Source organism: Flavobacterium sp. KACC 22758 (genome assembly GCF_028736135.1).
GTDB lineage: Bacteria > Bacteroidota > Bacteroidia > Flavobacteriales > Flavobacteriaceae > Flavobacterium > Flavobacterium johnsoniae.
Genome location: NZ_CP117878.1, coordinates 4,590,097 through 4,606,744 on the forward strand (window position 1 = coordinate 4,590,097; position 16,648 = coordinate 4,606,744).

Sequence of the window (16,648 nt, forward strand, 5' to 3'; positions counted from 1 at the left end):
AAAGTACTCAGTTTCAGTGAACAGTTTTCAGCTTAGAAACTTAGTCACTTAGAAGCTTAGCACCTCAAAAGAAATAAAATGAAAAAATACGAAAATACAGGAAGTAAAGATACTCGTTCTGGTTTTGGAGCGGGAATGACTGAACTAGGTCAAAAAAATGAAAATGTTGTAGCATTATGTGCTGACTTAATTGGATCATTAAAATTTGATGATTTCAAAAAAAATCACCCAGAGCGTTTTTTCCAAATTGGAATTGCTGAAGCAAACATGATTGGAATCGCTGCAGGTTTAACAATTGGAGGAAAAATTCCATTTACTGGAACTTTTGCTAACTTCTCTACAGGAAGAGTTTACGATCAAATTCGTCAATCTGTTGCTTATTCAGATAAAAATGTAAAAATCTGTGCTTCTCACGCTGGTTTAACGCTGGGAGAAGATGGTGCAACTCACCAAATTTTAGAAGATATCGGATTAATGAAAATGCTTCCTGGAATGACAGTAATCAATACTTGCGATTACAACCAGACTAAAGCTGCTACAATTGCATTAGCAGACCACCACGGACCGGCTTATTTACGTTTCGGACGTCCAGTTGTAGCGAACTTTACTCCAGCTGACGAACCATTCGTAATTGGAAAAGCAATTTTATTAAACGAAGGAACAGATGTTACGATTATCGCAACAGGACACTTAGTTTGGGAAGCTCTTATTGCTGCTGAAGCTTTAGAAGCAAAAGGAATTTCTGCTGAAGTAATCAACATTCACACTATTAAACCTCTTGATGAAGAAGCAATTCTTAAATCGGTTGCTAAAACAAGATGTGTAGTAACTGCAGAAGAGCACAACTACCTAGGAGGTCTTGGAGAAAGCGTTTCAGGCGTATTAGCTTTAAACAATCCAACTCCACAAGAATTTGTTGCTGTAAAAGACAGTTTTGGTGAATCTGGAACTCCTGAGCAGTTAATGGAAAAATACAAATTAAACAATCAAGCGATTGTTGAAGCTGTAGAAAAAGTTATCAAAAGAAAGTAATCTTTTCACACATACAAAAAAGCCTCGAAACTCAAATTTCGAGGCTTTTCTTTTTTCAGCCCACATCACAATCAATTGAATTCACAATTCACCAGCAAAAACAATTGAATGTAAGTTTTTAAGGATTGAAAAATGTCATAAAAAAACCTCGAAATTTGAGTTTCGAGGTTTTTTATTCTATTTATTTCGCTCCTTAATTCTTTTTATAAGGATATGTATTATCTAAATGAATTCTTTTTCTTCCTGCAGCTAAATAATCATCTTCGACAAACTTTCTAGGATTATTAATAGATTCAGGTAAATTAGGATTTGTTAATTCTCCTGTTGGTCTTCTAGGAATACCATATAATTCTGTTTCATCATAATTTGGCGTCGCAGGATTATCAGAAACAGGATTGTATGGATAATATTTACTCACACCACCCAAAAATTCAGTTCCAGTAGGTTTTGTAATTTCAAAAAGAGTAGAATAACCGTCACCGTCATCATCTGTATCTAAGAAATCTGCTATACCGTCTTTATCTGTATCATCATCATATTGATTTGCAGGAGGAGTAGGATATTTTGTGGTATTTCTAAAATCATATACATATCCATCTCCATTAATATCTTCTTCAAAATCAAAAACACCGTCTAAATCATGATCCAAACGAGTTAAATCATATAATTTAATGCTGAAAATTAAAGGAGAATAAGCCGGGATCGCACTTGCTCCCGAACCATAATAACCTAAACCAGAAGGAATAAATAATACACCTGCACCAAAATTTTCATATTTCATACTGCCGTCAGGTTTCATTGTAGTTGTACCTGTTTTAAATTGAGGAAAAGCCTCGCTCCAGCCAGTAATCGTACCATACAAATCTAATGCATTAGTTGGAAATAAAACCTGCTCAAAAAACGTTGTTGACAAATGTTCTGCCTCAGTATCTGTTTTTGCAACGCGAGTTAAATACTCACCTCTGTATGATGTAAATGCACCGTCAGTATTCATTGGCGAAGTCCCGGTACCTTCTCTCAAAACCAAATAATACATTTGATATACAATACCATGCAAAGGCACTTGTCTTTTTAACAGCTTTGGAAATGTTGGACTATTAAGGTAAGACATTATTGAAGGCTGTGTTGAAGGATCAGTAATTTTAGTAAATGTAACATCCTGATCAGTTTGTTCTCCCGGAGCATTTGTTACTGTTATAAAATAGGTATTTAAATATTCTTCAATATTTGCATTATCAGTATTATATTGTTCTTGATAATCTCTTAGAGGCACAATCTCTTCATCATCATCTTTTTTATTACAAGATACAATTGCAAGTCCTGCGAGTAATAAAACAAAATAATATTTAAATTTATTCATTATTGTTAATTTTTTAGGTGCGCAAGATACAATATTGATTTATTTTTGTAAAGAATTTAACTTGGATTTTAGAAAAATTATGAGAATAGATAAATACTTATGGTGCGTTCGTTATTACAAAACCAGAAATATGGTAACCGAAGCTTGTAAAAAGAACCAAATTACTGTAAACGGGCTAGTTGCAAAACCATCAAAAGAGGTTTTCCCTACTGACAGAATTACCTTTAGAAAAGATCAAATTACACAAATTATAACGGTATTAGATATTCCTGAAAGCCGTGTAGGTGCAAAACTCGTTGATATATACCGAAAAAATGAAACACCGCCGGAAGCTTACGAACATTTAGAACTACTGAAACTTTCTAAAGAGCATTACCGTAAAAGCGGAACAGGAAGACCAACTAAAAAAGACAGGAGAGATATCGACGATTACGGAAATGATTTTATTGACGAAGAAAACGAAGATGAAATTTAAATTTCAATTCAAAAATCTGAATTCTACAATCTAAAATCTAAAATTGTAATCGTATTTTAGCAAAAAAAATAATCATGAGCAAAAACATCATCTTAACAAATCAGGAAATCGAACACAAAATAAAACGTATCGCTTATCAAATCTACGAAACCTTTGTTGACGAAGAAGAAGTTGTAATTGCAGGAATCGCATCTAATGGTTCTGTTTTTGCTCAAAAACTGGCAGAATCTTTACGCACAATTTCAACATTAAAAGTTTCTCTTTGCGAAGTTAAAATTGACAAACAAAACCCACAGTCCCCTATTCAGACTTCTTTAAGCAAAGAAGATTATAAAAATAAAGGACTTGTACTGGTTGATGATGTATTAAACTCAGGAACTACTTTAATTTATGCTGTCCGCCATTTCCTTGACGTTCCGCTTAAGAAATTCAAAACAGCAGTACTTGTTGACAGAAATCATAAAAAATACCCTGTAAAAGCAGATTTTAAAGGAATCTCTTTATCAACTTCTTTATTAGAACACGTTCAGGTTGTTTTTGATGAAAATGGAGACAATTATGCTTTTCTAAGCTAAAATATCCAAAATATCCTGAACCGTTTCGTCAATTGTTCTATTATCAACTGCCACTTTGTGCTGTGCGTGGTTATAATAAAAACTTCTGTCGAATAAATGCTTTGCGATAAATTCTTTCATTTCGTCTTCGTCCATATTAGCAATTAAAGGACGTTTACTTTTATTATGTACCAATCTATTATATAAAGTATCAATAGAAGCTTTTAAATAAACCGAAACAATATCGTCTCGCTGCAATAATAAATGATTATTAGCGTAACATGGAGTTCCTCCACCCAAACCTATAATAGCATTTTCTGAAGATTGAAGTAATTCAAGAAACATTTCGTGCTCTAATTTTCTAAAATAGATCTCTCCGTGCTGCTCAAAAATCTCTTTTATCGACAAATTTGCTCTTTTTTCGATACAGATATCCAAATCTAAAAACGGAATTTGGGTGATTTTTGACAAATTTTGGGCAATTGTAGACTTTCCGCAGCCCATGTAACCTAACAATACAATTTTTTTCATATTAATAAAACCTTATAAACTAAGCGATTGGAAACTTTTCCAAAAAAAAGACAAATTTATGATAAAATTGCTTGGAAACTTCAAAAAAAACTCCTTATATTTGCACCCGCATTCAAGGAATTAAATGACTCGATAGCTCAGTCGGTAGAGCACATCACTTTTAATGATGGGGTCCTGGGTTCGAGCCCCAGTCGGGTCACAAATTTTGTGATTAACAAATTAAATTTCTTGAAAGCAATGACTCGATAGCTCAGTCGGTAGAGCACATCACTTTTAATGATGGGGTCCTGGGTTCGAGCCCCAGTCGGGTCACAAAAGGTCGGGTAATTTATTTTACTCGACCTTTTTTCTTTATCGGCCATGTGGAGAAACGGTAGACTCGCCATCTTGAGGGGGTGGTGCTCGCAAGGGCGTGAGGGTTCAAATCCCTCCATGGTCACTTGACGGGACAAAGCAGAAAATCTGCTTTGTCCCGTTTTTTTTGCCTTTAAGATTCTCCCTTTATACTTCCTGAAAGTTTTAAACAGTAAAAACAACCTTCAGAAATTAGAGATTTAAAAAGAAACAAAATACCACAAAGCAGATATAATATCTGACAAAAAGATATTTTGCAGGATATTTTTTTATCTTTGAAAATCAGATTTTTTCAATCTGTACGGCTTTTATCTTTGAGCCTTTAGAAAATATATACTCATTATGGAACAAAAAATACATCAAGGAAGAAACGTAAAACGTTTTAGAGAAATGCTTAACATAAAACAAGAAGCTTTAGCGTATGATTTAGGCGAAGACTGGAGTCAAAAGAAAATTTCTTTATTGGAGCAGAAAGATGTAATTGAGGATAACCTTTTAAAACAAATTTCTGCAATATTAAAAATTCCGATGGAAGCTTTTCAGAATTTTAACGAAGAACAAGCGATCAACATTATTTCTAATACTTTTGATAATGGAGCTTTTTTAAATACAGGTTATAGCCCTACATTTAATACCAATCCAATCGACAAAATAATTCAGCTTCATGAAGAAAAAATTGCTTTGTATGAGAGGATGTTGAAGGAAAAAGACGAGATGATGCAAAGACTTGAGAAACTAATCAAATAAATAATTCAGAAAATTAGGACTTCAAATTCTGCACTTTTATTTTTACAGAAACATATTCTACTGCATAATAAGCACTTACAACTACAATCAAATTTATTATTAAAATCATTGCAAAAAAAGGTGCTATAAACTAAATAAAGTACTTATATTTGCACCCTCATTCGAGAAAACAACAGACTCGATAGCTCAGTCGGTAGAGCACATCACTTTTAATGATGGGGTCCTGGGTTCGAGCCCCAGTCGGGTCACAAAAGGTCAAGTATTTTTTACTTGGCCTTTTTTTTTATTTACTACTTTTCCTTTCATACTTTTTTTGATTTTATCACTTACACTTCTATTGTGAAAATCAGATGAAAAAATTCAGATCCAAAAATCCTCTTACAAAAAAAACTTTCTTATTTTCGTTTAGAAATAATTAAACCACTAATCCCAAATTAGTCTTATGAAAAACCTACTAGTACTATCATTTATTATGATAAGCTTTTCGTCGTGGTCACAAACCGCAGCAATTTATTTTAACAAAGCTTTTAATAAAGCTGCAGCCGGAAATTACAAAAGTGCAATCGCCGATTACACAAAAGCCATCGGCAAGGATTCTAAATTTGTTGAAGCTTATCAAAATCGAGGCGTTGCAAAATTCAAACTAAACGATTTAAAAGGCGCCATGTCTGATTTTAACAAAACAATCGAATTAGACAACATGAATGCCGATGCTTTTACAGGCCGTGCCAATGTAAACTTTAAACTATCAAACTTTAAAGAAGCAATTAGTGACTGCACCTCTTGTCTTGATTTAAACCCAAGAGACTATGTTGCCTACAACTTAAGAGGTTTGGCTTATAACAACATTGGAGACAAGAAAAATTCATGCAAAGATTTTTCAAAAGCAATCGAATTAGGAAGCCAAAGCGCCATAAAAAACAGAAACTCATTTTGTAAATAACCAAACGCAAAAAACAAGCAAAAGCAATCTGTAAAACTTTATTTACAGATTGCTTTTTTTATGCGCCAAAAAATCTTTCAAATCATTTTATTAGTTAATAATTTTAAAGTTAAAAACGACGTAACCCTCTAGTAATCTATGATTTTTAACAAGTTGCGAGGGTTTTTTGAGATTTTATTTTACTTTTGTTCACTTAACCAAAAAAAATGATAAACAATATAAAAACTGTTTTCAGTATAAAAGATCTTGAGAATTTATCCGGAATTAAAGCACATACAATTCGTATTTGGGAAAAAAGATACAACATCCTTGAACCAATGCGTACCGATACTAATATCAGGCTTTATAACCTGCAGAATTTACAGAAACTTTTAAATATTACTTTATTACACGAATACGGTTATAAAATTTCTAAAATCGCAACTTATCCCGAGGAAAAGATCCCTCAATTAGTCCGCGAAATCATATCAAAGAAAAATTCTCAAAATTATGCCATTACGTCTTTTAAAATGGCGATGATGAATTTTGACCAGGAATTATTTTTCAACACTTTTGACTGGCTTATTTCTGAGAAAACATTCAAAGAAGTTTTTAAAGAGCATTTTTTACCACTATTAAAAGAATTGGGATTGTTATGGCAGTCTGAAACCATAACTCCTGCAAATGAACATTTTATGAGTCATTTGATCAAACAGAAAATCTTAATTTATACCGAAAGCCTGCAGATTCAGAAACCAACAAAAACCGACAGAATTTTCGTGCTTTCTCTTCCGTTAAATGAAATTCATCAAATTGGTTTATTGTACCTTCAATATGAAATTTTATCAAAAGGATACAAAACTATTTATTTAGGCGAAAGCATGCCTATCGAAAACTTACAGGATTTAACCAAACATTTTGAAAACATCACTTTTGTTTCGTTTATGACCATACAGCCGGATCGAAGTGTTATTAATCAATATGTAAAATCGATGGGACAAAAACTACTTCAAAAAAACAATGAAGTATGGCTTATGGGCAAAATGGTTGAACATATCGACAGAAAAAATTTACCCGAAAGAATCCGAATTTTCGATTCTATGGAAGAAACAATGGAAACAATTTAATTACTTTGTTTAAAGTTTTTGTATATTTGTTAAACAAATGACAAAAACAATCTCCATAATAGGATCAGGCTTTTCTTCGTTAGCCGCTTCATGTTACTTGGCACAACAAGGGAACAAAGTGATTATTTATGAAAAAAATCTAACAATTGGAGGCCGTGCCCGACAATTTAAAAAAGACGGCTTTACATTTGACATGGGACCAAGCTGGTATTGGATGCCCGATGTTTTTGAGCGATTCTTTCAGGATTTCAACAAAAAACCTTCAGATTATTATGAGCTTGTAAAACTCAATCCGGCTTATCGGGTTTATTTTGGCATAAATGACTTTATCAGCATTTATGATAATCTTGCAGCAATCAAAAATACATTTGAGGAAATTGAAAAAGGAAGCGGTCAAAAACTTGAAACCTTTATCAATCAAGCCAAAAGCAATTACGATATTGCTATAAAAGATTTGGTGTATCGTCCCGGAGTTTCTCCGCTTGAATTGGTTACGAAAGAAACTGCCCTTAAACTCAATCAGTTTTTAGGAAATGTTAGTGCTGATATTCGTAAAAAATTCAAAAACAAAAAACTGATTCAAATTCTTGAATTTCCGGTTTTGTTTCTCGGTGCAAAACCAACCAAAACACCTTCCTTTTACAATTTTATGAATTATGCCGATTTCGGTCTTGGAACCTGGCATCCCAAAACGGGAATGTTTGATGTTATTCGCGGCATCGAAAAATTAGCTTTGGAACTTGGCGTAACCATTAAAACCAATTCGCCAATCGAAAAAATAATTGTTGAAGACAAAACCGCAGCAGGAATTGTTATTAATGGCGAAATCATAAAATCTGATATTATTTTAAGTGGAGCCGATTATCAGCATACCGAGACTTTATTAGAAAAAGAACATCGCGCTTATTCTGATAATTATTGGGAAAGTAGAATCTTCGCTCCTTCTTCGCTCCTGTTTTTTATTGGTTTCAATAAAAAAATCGAAAACATTTCGCATCACGCCTTATTTTTTGATACCGATTTTGATCAGCATGCAATTGATATTTATGATAAACCAAAATGGCCCAAAGAACCTTTATTCTATGCCAATTTTCCATCCAAAACTGATTTGACTTGTGCGCCAGACGGAATGGAAACCGGTTTTTTCTTAATTCCGCTTGCACCCGGAATTGAAGACAATCAATCACTTAGAGAAGAATATTTTGAAAAAATAATCACTCGTTTTGAACAACTTACAGAACAAGAAATTAGAAATAATATTATCTTTAAGGAATCATTCTGTAAAAATGATTTTGTACAACATTATAATGCGTACAAAGGAAATGCTTACGGAATGGCCAATACTTTATTGCAAACGGCTTTTTTACGGCCAAAACTAAAAAGCAAAAAAGTTCATAACTTATATTTTACAGGACAATTAACTGTTCCCGGCCCAGGTGTTCCCCCTGCGTTAATTTCTGGAAAACTAGCCGCTGAATTAATTCAAAAATCTTTAAGATCTTAAAAAAATGAAATCACTATTCGACGCCGTTTCTTTTAAATGCAGTAAGCTGGTTACCAAAAACTACAGCTCTTCTTTTTCAATTGCCGTAAAAATGCTGTCGCCAAGCATTCGCGACGCTATTTACAGCATTTACGGATTTGTTCGTTTTGCCGATGAAATCGTAGATTCTTTTCATGATTATGAAAAAGAATACCTGATTGATGATTTCGAAAAAGAATATTATAAAGCAATGGAATTAGGAATCAGCCTAAATCCTATTCTGAACTCTTTTCAGCATACTGTAAAAGAATATAACATCACCGACGATTTGGTTCAGGCATTTTTAAAAAGCATGAAACTCGATTTGATTAAATCAACGTACAATACCCAAACCGAATATGCTGATTATATTTACGGTTCTGCGGATGTTGTGGGCCTAATGTGCCTGAAGGTTTTTGTTTCGGGGAAAGAACAAAAATACGAACAGCTAAAAGAAGAAGCCATGCGTTTAGGATCTGCCTTTCAGAAAGTCAATTTTTTGAGAGATTTAAAAGATGACAGCACGATTTTGAACCGGGCATATTTTCCTGGAATCAACCTCAGCAATTTCAATGAAGATTCAAAAGAACAAATCATCAAAGAAATTGAAGAAGATTTCCGTATTGCTTATCAGGGAATCGTAAAACTGCCAATCGAAGCCAAGTTTGGAGTTTATACAGCTTATGTTTATTATAAAAAATTACTCAAAAAACTAAAAAATACGCCGTCGCATGAAATTGGAAATGCCAGAATCAGGGTTTCTAATTATACAAAAGCCGGGCTTTTGGCGCAGTCGTTTGTTACTTATAAATTGAAGCTGGTTTAATTTTTTTTAAACACATAGAAACATAGTTTTTATTTTATCTGAAAGAATATCAAAAGAAACTGGTTTCTAGCACATAGCGTTCTATGTGCGTTTATGCAAGTGAAACGCCTTTTGCAACAATTAATACTATGTTTCTATGTGTTTAAAAACAAAAAAACTTTTAGAGTCAATCTTTTATAATCTAAAGCTAAACTCAAAAAAAATAAAGTCATAATTTTAATTTACAACATTTATAAAAATGATTTCTTTTTTAATCTTTATAGGCGTTTTTCTGTTTATGGAATGTGTCACCTGGCTTACACACAAATATGTAATGCACGGTTTTATGTGGTATTTTCATTCTGACCACCATCAGCCGAAATACGAGGATACTTTTGAGCGCAACGACATTTTCTTTGTCATTTTTGCCATTCCCAGTATTCTTTTATTTTATTTTGGTGTTCAGGGCGGATTCAATTATTTGTTTTTCATTGCCTGCGGTGTTACACTTTACGGAGCTTGTTACTTTTTAATTCATGATGTTTTGATTCATCAGCGTTTTAAATGGTTTAAAAACACTAAAAACAAATACCTTATTGCACTCAGAAAAGCTCATAAAATACATCATAAACATTTAGGCAAAGAAAAAGGAGAATGTTTCGGAATGTTGTTTGTACCGTTTAAGTATTATAAAATGTAACTTGATTAGTAACATTTACAACAACTGATTTATGAAATTATACAAAATAGCAACCGTTCAATATGTAAATACCAGCGTTGAAGACTGCTGGGATTTTTTCTCCAGTCCAAAAAACCTGCAGACCATTACGCTTGATAACATGAATTTTGAAATTAAAGATTTTGACGATAAACGAATGTATCACGGACAAATTATAACCTATACTTTAAGGCCGCTTTTAGGAATTAAAATTTCCTGGGTTACCGAAATTACGGCTTGTAAGGAAAACGAATATTTTATCGATGTACAGCGTTTTGGCCCGTACAAATTATGGCATCACAAACACTTTTTTGAAAAAACTGCCGATGGCGGCACCAAAATGACTGACATAGTGCATTACGCACTCCCGCTTGGAATTTTGGGAAGATTAATGAATCTGTTAGTAGTAAAAAATAAATTGAAAACTATTTTCGATTTCCGTCATAACAAAATCGAAGAATTGTTTAATTCAAAATCACAGCCAAAGATTATTCAAATTAACGCAGAGCAAAAAAGTATATAATTTTTTATTTTTTAAACACATAGAAACATAGTTTTCATTTCGCAGAAAAAGGCGTTTCACTTATCAAAAATACACATAGCTATGTGTTAGAAACCAGTTTTTTTTGTTCTTCTGCAAGAAAAAATAAAATCTATGTTTCTATGTGTTTAGAATTATTCACAATACAAAATACTCGTCAAGCGAAAACTACACAATGACAAAACAAAAAGTTTCCTTTTTCTGGTTTAGACGCGATTTGCGTTTAGAAGACAATACCGGATTATTTCATGCTTTACAATCTGATCTTCCTGTAATTCCTTTATTTATTTTTGATGAAGATATTCTGGACAATCTGCCTAAAAATGATGCCAGAGTGAGTTTTATATATGATTCACTTCAAAAAATAAACAATGAATTAAATACTTTTGAATCTTCAATTTTAATTAAAAAAGGAAAAACAAAAGAAGTATGGAAATCACTTCTTTCAGAATTTGACATTCAAAACGTATTTTTTAATAAAGATTACGAACCATTTGCCATCAAACGTGACACGATAATTTGTTCTTTTTTAAAAGAAAATAACATCGAATGTTTTTCATTTAAAGATCATGTAATCTTCGAAGAAAAAGAAATAACAAAAGCCGACGGAAGTCCCTACACCGTTTATACTCCATATAAAAATAAATGGCTTGAAAAATATCACTTTCTAGGAACAGTTCCTGAATGTGACTCAAGTTCGCTGCATTCAAATTTTGCCAAAACCAAATTCTCATTTCCTGATTTGACGGAAATTGGTTTTAAAAGAAGCACTATAAAAGTCCTGCCTCACAACTTAACACAAATTGCCAATTATAAAGAAACACGCGATTTTCCTGCTTTAGACAGTACCTCTTACCTTTCGCCGCATTTACGTTTTGGAACGGTAAGCATTCGCAAACTGGTAAACTGGGCAAATGGAAAAAATCAAACTTTTTTAAGTGAATTAATCTGGAGAGAGTTCTTTATTCAGATTCTTTTTAGTTTTCCGAATTGCGTAAACCATAATTTTAAATCGGCTTATGACGGAATTCAATGGCGAAACAACGAAGAAGATTTCAAACGCTGGTGTTCTGGAAACACAGGCTATCCAATGGTCGATGCAGGAATGCGTCAGCTTAACGAAACGGGTTATATGCACAATCGCGTTCGTATGGTTGTGGCCAGTTTTTTATGCAAACATTTATTAATTAACTGGCAATGGGGAGAAGCTTATTTTGCCGAAAAATTACTAGATTTTGAATTGGCTTCAAACGTAGGAAACTGGCAGTGGGCAGCAGGAACTGGCTGTGATGCTGCGCCTTATTTCAGAGTTTTTAATCCTGAAATCCAACAAAAGAAATTTGACGAAAAAGGAAAATATATCCGTAAATGGATTCCAGAATTTGATTTTGGCTACGCAGAACCAATGGTAGATCATGCTTTTGCAAGAGATCGTGCGATTGCAACTTACAAAGCGGGGATTTTGAAATAAGTTTTATTTTGTTTCAGGTTTCAGGTTTCAAGTTTTTACTGGACGCTTACCCGCAATCTTGTCATCTCGACGAAAAAAAAACTTTGACAAAGTTCAATACATAAAGTCATTGCGATGAACGAAGCAACCACATTATTAAAATCACTAAAGTGAGATTGCTTCGTTCCTCGCAATGACTAGTACTTCAAATAATTATCAACCACGATTTTCGCTTTCAAATCGAACATTAAATTATAAAGTCCGAAGAAAGTGCGGTTCATGTAGATAAAATGTTTTGAACCACGGTTACCGTTCATTTTTTTCAGATTGGTATCTTCGGAGAAACGTTTTCCTAATTCGGCGATAGCGTTAAAAAAAGTTTCATCGGCAAAATCGAAAGTTTCGTTTTGAAAAGGTCTTGTAAAAAGCGACAACAAATCATGAAACATATCTGTAAAATATTCTACTTCTGCCGGCGTATCATCTGGACGAAGAATTTCTAATTCGAATAACTTTTTATTAAACAGTGCTTGGTCGGTAATCACATTTTTGTTAATCAACTCAAAATACGGAGTATAAAAATCTTCAGGAATTTGTTTCATACAACCAAAATCCAGAGCAATTAACTCATTTTGATCGTTAACCAAGAAATTTCCCGGATGCGGATCGGCATGAACTTTTCGAAGAACATGAATTTGGTACATATAAAAATCCCAAAGTGCCTGCCCTATTTTATCGCCCACTTCCTGATCTGTATTTTTAGCTGTAAATTCAGAAAGATGAATTCCTGTCATCCAATCCATCGTAATGATTTTCTCTGATGAAAACTCTGGATAATAATTCGGGAAAATGATATTTTCTATTTTACTGCAGGCATCAACTACTTCCTGACTTTGTTTTAATTCAAGTAAGTAATTCGTTTCTTCGATTAGTTTGTCTTCAACTTCTTTAAAATATTTATCAGAATCTTTTCCCTGAAGGTTAAACATTCGAATTGCGATTGGTTTTACCAAAGCCAAATCTGAAGAAATACTATTGGCAACACCTGGATATTGAATTTTAACGGCTAGTTTTTTATCATTTTTCTTAGCCAGATGAACCTGACCAATACTCGCTGCGTTTACCGAATTTGGGTTGAATTCATCAAAAATTTCATAAGGTGTTTTACCAAAATTACTTTTAAAAGTTTTTAAAACCAAAGGTGCAGAAAGCGGCGGAACTGAAAACTGTGACAAAGAGAATTTCTCTACATACGCCTGAGGCAGAAAATTCTTGTCCATACTTAACATCTGCGCGACTTTAAGGGCGCTTCCTTTTAAGCTTTTTAGTCCGTCGTAAATATCTTCGGCGTTATTTTCGTTTAGTTTATCTCGGGTCAAATCTGGATTTACTACTTTTTCGGCATAATGCTTAATATAGTTTACTCCAATTTTTGCTCCGGTTTGAACCAGTTTTCCGGCTCTTTCTATTTTTGAAGTTGGAATATAATCGATCGTTTTCATTGTCTGCTGTGTATTTTTTCTTTAAATAGAAATTTTCCAAAATCTATTAAATGATTCATTGGCGCTACATTCATTAATTCAAATGAAGCATTAACTGATTTCTCGATAAAAATATCTGTCTTTTCAAATCCGGCTGATTCATCTTCCATCCAGAATTTAATCGTAAGCATTAATTGCAGCCAAGCCGACTCCTGAATAGCTTTTTCCTGAAACTTCTGAAATTTTTCCTGCTCCAGTCTGTAATCATCAGTCAGGATTTCTGAAACATAATTTTTAAAGCTTTCACGAAGTGTAGTCAGCTGTACAAAATTTTTAAGCGGATTTCTGTCTGTTTTAAGCGTCTGCAAAACATAACTTCTGTTTGCTGTTAAAACTTCAAAGAAAGTAAAATAGAAACTCAGCATTTTATTCTTCATATCATACTGCTGATATTCTTCATTTGTGTGAAGTAAATTGACTGTGTTTTCAAAAAACAGTCGGAATATTTCTTTTTCTAAACCTTCAAGTGTTCCAAAAAAGGAATAAAAATCGGCTTCGGTAAAATCATTTTCTTTAGCAAAATGATAAACCGATTTTGGTTTTTGGTCTTTTTCTAAAACGTGATCCATATATAGTGAAACGATTTCATCTTTGGTAATTACCTTTTTTTTAGCCGCCATTTTATTAAAATTTAGAATTTGCCATAAAGGTAAACATTGTTTAAGTACCTTTACTTATCCTTAAACAATATACACTGTTAAATATATTATAAACTATTATGGCTCAAAATGTTCTATTAACAGGCGGAAGCGGTTTTATTGGAAGTTACCTCACAAATCTTCTTATTGGAGCCGGATTTACTGTATCAATTTTGAGTAGAAACAAAAAAGAAAGCACGGATACAGTTACTTACTATAAATGGAATTTAGATAAGGACTATATTGAAGAAGAAGCTGTCCTTAATGCTGATTTTATAATTCATTTAGCCGGAGAAGGAATAGTTGAAAAACGCTGGACAAAAAAACGAAAAAAAGCGATTATAGACAGTCGTGTAAAACCTATCAATTTAATTTTTTCTGTTTTAGAAAAAAACAATAAAAAGCTAAATGGTTTTATATCAGCTTCGGCAATTGGAATTTATGGCGCAGTAACAAGTCATAAAGTTTGTACAGAAGACGCGCCGCCTGCAGATGATTTTTTAGGAACCACTTGTCAGATATGGGAAAATGCAGTTGATAAAATTGAAAAATTAGGAATTCGAACTGTAAAAATCAGAACCGGGATTGTTTTAGGTAAAGATGAAGGTTTTTTAAAAAAACTGAATCCGAGTTTTAAGTCTGGTTTTGGCGCTGCATTAGGAACCGGAAAGCAATATCTGCCATGGATTCATATTGAAGATTTATGCCAGATTTATTGCAAAGCGGTTACAGATGACCAAATGCATGGCCCGTACAATGCTGCTGTTACTGATAATACAACTAATGCTAGATTTTCCAGATTATTAGCTTCATTATACGGATATGCAATATGGCTTCCCAAAGTTCCTCCTTTTGTTTTGAGAATTGTTTTAGGCGAAATGAGCAAAGCTGTTTTAGAAGGACAAAGGGTGTCATCTGAAAAAATACAAAGAACAGGTTTTGAATTTCAATTTACAGATTTAGAAAAAGCATTAATAAGCTGTATTCATTAAAGTTTTATTTTAATGTCAGATATTTTTTTTCTTCTCCATTTTGTACAACACCAAGTAAATTAGTATTGGCTGTTTTCGAAATTTTATTGGCAACGACACTTGGTATGGCGATATTGAAGTCTGAAACTGAAATAGGATAATTGCAGGAAATTTGTATTCCTTCAGGAACTCGCTTAATTAAAGCTTTCATTTCGATTATTTTCGATTTTCCATGAAGATAAAGTTTCCCTTTTACATCGTATTCTTTTTCAAGTCCGTCAACATCTTTTAAGTCAAATTTTTCGATTTTCCCTTTAAAAACAGATTTAGGATAACGATGGCTTTCAATATAATTTTCATTAAAATGTTCCTGCATTAAATCCATTTTAAAACGAAAATCTTTGATAACAACCGTACAGATTAAAGTACTGGTTGAAGGTTCAAGAACAATAGTTCCGAGCTTATTTACCGCTTTTACTTCTTCAAAAAAAGGAACAGAAGCTTCAAAATTTACAATTGCTGCAGTTGTTTTAAATTTATCCTGAGCAAGTAATGAAAATGCGGTAAAAAGTAAAATAAGTAATGTAGTTCTTTTCATAATCGTCAGCAGTTAAACAATTATGTCATTCTATTTAATTTTAAGAAGAGAAAAAACTGGCCTTTAAAAAAACAGAACGGCAGTACTCCGTGAAAAAATCCTGTAACACATTGATTACACTTAAAGTTACGAAATTTCTATATGCAAAGTTCCCGAACTAATGCTAAATATTTGTGAATATTTTTGTTTGTGAAATGCTTATTGTGAGATGTGAAATGAAATGTCCCTACGGGACAAAATATGGGCTGTAATTTTAAATTTTTTCTACCGATATTAAATTCCTAACGGAATATGTATATCGGCAGAAAATAATAATGTATAAAATGTATATTTTCTATGTTTTAAGAATGTACCGGCGTACAAATTTCCAATAAAAAACCATCCGTATCTCTTACATACGCTACAACTTGTCCCCAAGGTTTTTTCTTTGGTTCTGATACTAAAACGGCTCCAAATGAAGTTGCTTTTTGTACCAAATGCCCAACATCGTCTGTTATAAAAGCCAACTCAATTGCAAAAGGTTTATCTTCTAAACTGCTTTCCAGAAAACCATCTTCTAAATTTTGAGTTCCCAATTTTTTTGATGCAAACGAAATTGTGGTTTCTCCTGTGTTTAATTCTCCGTAATCGTTATCAGGACTTATAAATTTCCTCTCAAATTCAAATACGTTTTCATAAAACTCTATTGATTTTTCTACGTCTTCGACGTACAAAATTGTATATCCAAATTTTACCATGTTTTCTTTTTTTTTTTAAATGTAC

Annotated in this window: 18 protein-coding genes and 4 tRNA genes; 16 read left to right on the top strand and 6 right to left on the bottom strand. The window is 32.9% G+C overall.

Annotation, left to right across the window (positions count from 1 at the left end):
* Positions 1–78: 78 nt before the first annotated feature.
* Positions 79–1,032, top strand: a complete 954-nt coding sequence (locus PQ462_RS19270) for a transketolase family protein (protein ID WP_011921567.1) — start codon at positions 79–81, stop codon at positions 1,030–1,032.
* Between the two features lie 193 nt (positions 1,033–1,225).
* Here PQ462_RS19270 and PQ462_RS19275 read toward each other — a convergent pair whose 3' ends face one another.
* On the bottom strand, positions 1,226–2,392 hold the full coding sequence (locus PQ462_RS19275) for an FKBP-type peptidyl-prolyl cis-trans isomerase (protein ID WP_274251214.1): 1,167 nt from the start codon (positions 2,390–2,392) through the stop codon (positions 1,226–1,228).
* A gap of 79 nt (positions 2,393–2,471) precedes the next feature.
* On the opposite strand from PQ462_RS19275, the gene PQ462_RS19280 reads away from it, so the two are divergent.
* A complete protein-coding gene (locus PQ462_RS19280; protein ID WP_011921569.1) occupies positions 2,472–2,867 on the top strand; it encodes an RNA-binding S4 domain-containing protein in 396 nt (131 codons plus the stop codon).
* 74 nt (positions 2,868–2,941) lie between these two features.
* Positions 2,942–3,442: a phosphoribosyltransferase domain-containing protein gene (locus tag PQ462_RS19285; protein WP_011921570.1), complete on the top strand. Its 501-nt coding sequence runs from the start codon at positions 2,942–2,944 to the stop codon at positions 3,440–3,442.
* Here PQ462_RS19285 and PQ462_RS19290 read toward each other — a convergent pair.
* Positions 3,434–3,952 carry a shikimate kinase gene (locus PQ462_RS19290; RefSeq protein ID WP_073408848.1) on the bottom strand — a complete coding sequence of 173 codons (519 nt, stop codon included), beginning with the start codon at positions 3,950–3,952 and terminating at the stop codon, positions 3,434–3,436. The genes PQ462_RS19285 and PQ462_RS19290 overlap by 9 nt on opposite strands.
* Positions 3,953–4,078: 126 nt before the next feature.
* Here PQ462_RS19290 and PQ462_RS19295 point away from each other — a divergent pair.
* The 12 genes from PQ462_RS19295 (at position 4,079) to PQ462_RS19350 (ending at position 12,159) form a co-directional block, all read left to right on the top strand.
* Positions 4,079–4,151, top strand: a tRNA-Lys gene (locus tag PQ462_RS19295).
* A 40-nt stretch (positions 4,152–4,191) separates the two neighbouring features.
* Positions 4,192–4,264 (top strand) — tRNA-Lys (locus PQ462_RS19300).
* Between the two features lie 44 nt (positions 4,265–4,308).
* A tRNA-Leu gene (locus PQ462_RS19305) sits at positions 4,309–4,391 on the top strand.
* Positions 4,392–4,648: 257 nt separating this feature from the next.
* Positions 4,649–5,053 carry a helix-turn-helix domain-containing protein gene (locus PQ462_RS19310; RefSeq protein ID WP_011921572.1) on the top strand — a complete coding sequence of 135 codons (405 nt, stop codon included), beginning with the start codon at positions 4,649–4,651 and terminating at the stop codon, positions 5,051–5,053.
* Between the two features lie 175 nt (positions 5,054–5,228).
* Positions 5,229–5,301: transfer RNA gene (locus tag PQ462_RS19315), tRNA-Lys, on the top strand.
* A 194-nt stretch (positions 5,302–5,495) separates the two neighbouring features.
* Positions 5,496–5,996, top strand: coding sequence for a tetratricopeptide repeat protein (locus PQ462_RS19320; RefSeq protein ID WP_073408850.1), 501 nt, complete (start codon positions 5,496–5,498; stop codon positions 5,994–5,996).
* Positions 5,997–6,202: 206 nt separating this feature from the next.
* Positions 6,203–7,102 (top strand): MerR family transcriptional regulator, encoded by a 900-nt coding sequence (locus PQ462_RS19325; protein WP_011921574.1) that lies wholly within the window; start codon positions 6,203–6,205, stop codon positions 7,100–7,102.
* A gap of 37 nt (positions 7,103–7,139) precedes the next feature.
* Positions 7,140–8,606: a phytoene desaturase family protein gene (locus tag PQ462_RS19330; RefSeq protein WP_274251216.1), complete on the top strand. Its 1,467-nt coding sequence runs from the start codon at positions 7,140–7,142 to the stop codon at positions 8,604–8,606.
* A 4-nt stretch (positions 8,607–8,610) separates the two neighbouring features.
* A complete protein-coding gene (locus tag PQ462_RS19335) occupies positions 8,611–9,450 on the top strand; it encodes a phytoene/squalene synthase family protein (RefSeq protein ID WP_011921576.1) in 840 nt (279 codons plus the stop codon).
* A gap of 238 nt (positions 9,451–9,688) precedes the next feature.
* A complete protein-coding gene (locus PQ462_RS19340) occupies positions 9,689–10,129 on the top strand; it encodes a sterol desaturase family protein (RefSeq protein ID WP_011921577.1) in 441 nt (146 codons plus the stop codon).
* A 31-nt stretch (positions 10,130–10,160) separates the two neighbouring features.
* Positions 10,161–10,670, top strand: a complete 510-nt coding sequence (locus PQ462_RS19345) for an SRPBCC family protein (RefSeq protein WP_274251217.1) — start codon at positions 10,161–10,163, stop codon at positions 10,668–10,670.
* Between the two features lie 193 nt (positions 10,671–10,863).
* Entirely contained in the window at positions 10,864–12,159 is a 1,296-nt protein-coding gene (locus PQ462_RS19350; protein ID WP_274251218.1) for a cryptochrome/photolyase family protein, read from the top strand.
* A gap of 176 nt (positions 12,160–12,335) precedes the next feature.
* On the opposite strand, the gene PQ462_RS19355 is transcribed toward PQ462_RS19350, so the two are convergent.
* Together PQ462_RS19355 and PQ462_RS19360 are read right to left on the bottom strand one after the other, a co-directional pair.
* Positions 12,336–13,640, bottom strand: a complete 1,305-nt coding sequence (locus PQ462_RS19355) for an ABC1 kinase family protein (protein ID WP_274251219.1) — start codon at positions 13,638–13,640, stop codon at positions 12,336–12,338.
* Positions 13,637–14,299: a TetR family transcriptional regulator C-terminal domain-containing protein gene (locus PQ462_RS19360; protein ID WP_274251220.1), complete on the bottom strand. Its 663-nt coding sequence runs from the start codon at positions 14,297–14,299 to the stop codon at positions 13,637–13,639. Before PQ462_RS19360 ends, PQ462_RS19355 begins: the two co-directional genes overlap by 4 nt.
* Before the next feature lie 98 nt (positions 14,300–14,397).
* Between PQ462_RS19360 and PQ462_RS19365 the strand changes: the two genes are divergently transcribed.
* Positions 14,398–15,309, top strand: a complete 912-nt coding sequence (locus PQ462_RS19365; RefSeq protein ID WP_274251221.1) for a TIGR01777 family oxidoreductase — start codon at positions 14,398–14,400, stop codon at positions 15,307–15,309.
* 4 nt (positions 15,310–15,313) lie between these two features.
* On the opposite strand, the gene PQ462_RS19370 is transcribed toward PQ462_RS19365, so the two are convergent.
* On the bottom strand, positions 15,314–15,886 hold the full coding sequence (locus PQ462_RS19370) for a YceI family protein (protein WP_274251222.1): 573 nt from the start codon (positions 15,884–15,886) through the stop codon (positions 15,314–15,316).
* Positions 15,887–16,227: 341 nt separating this feature from the next.
* Positions 16,228–16,623 carry a VOC family protein gene (locus PQ462_RS19375; protein WP_274251223.1) on the bottom strand — a complete coding sequence of 132 codons (396 nt, stop codon included), beginning with the start codon at positions 16,621–16,623 and terminating at the stop codon, positions 16,228–16,230.
* Positions 16,624–16,648 lie beyond the last annotated feature (25 nt).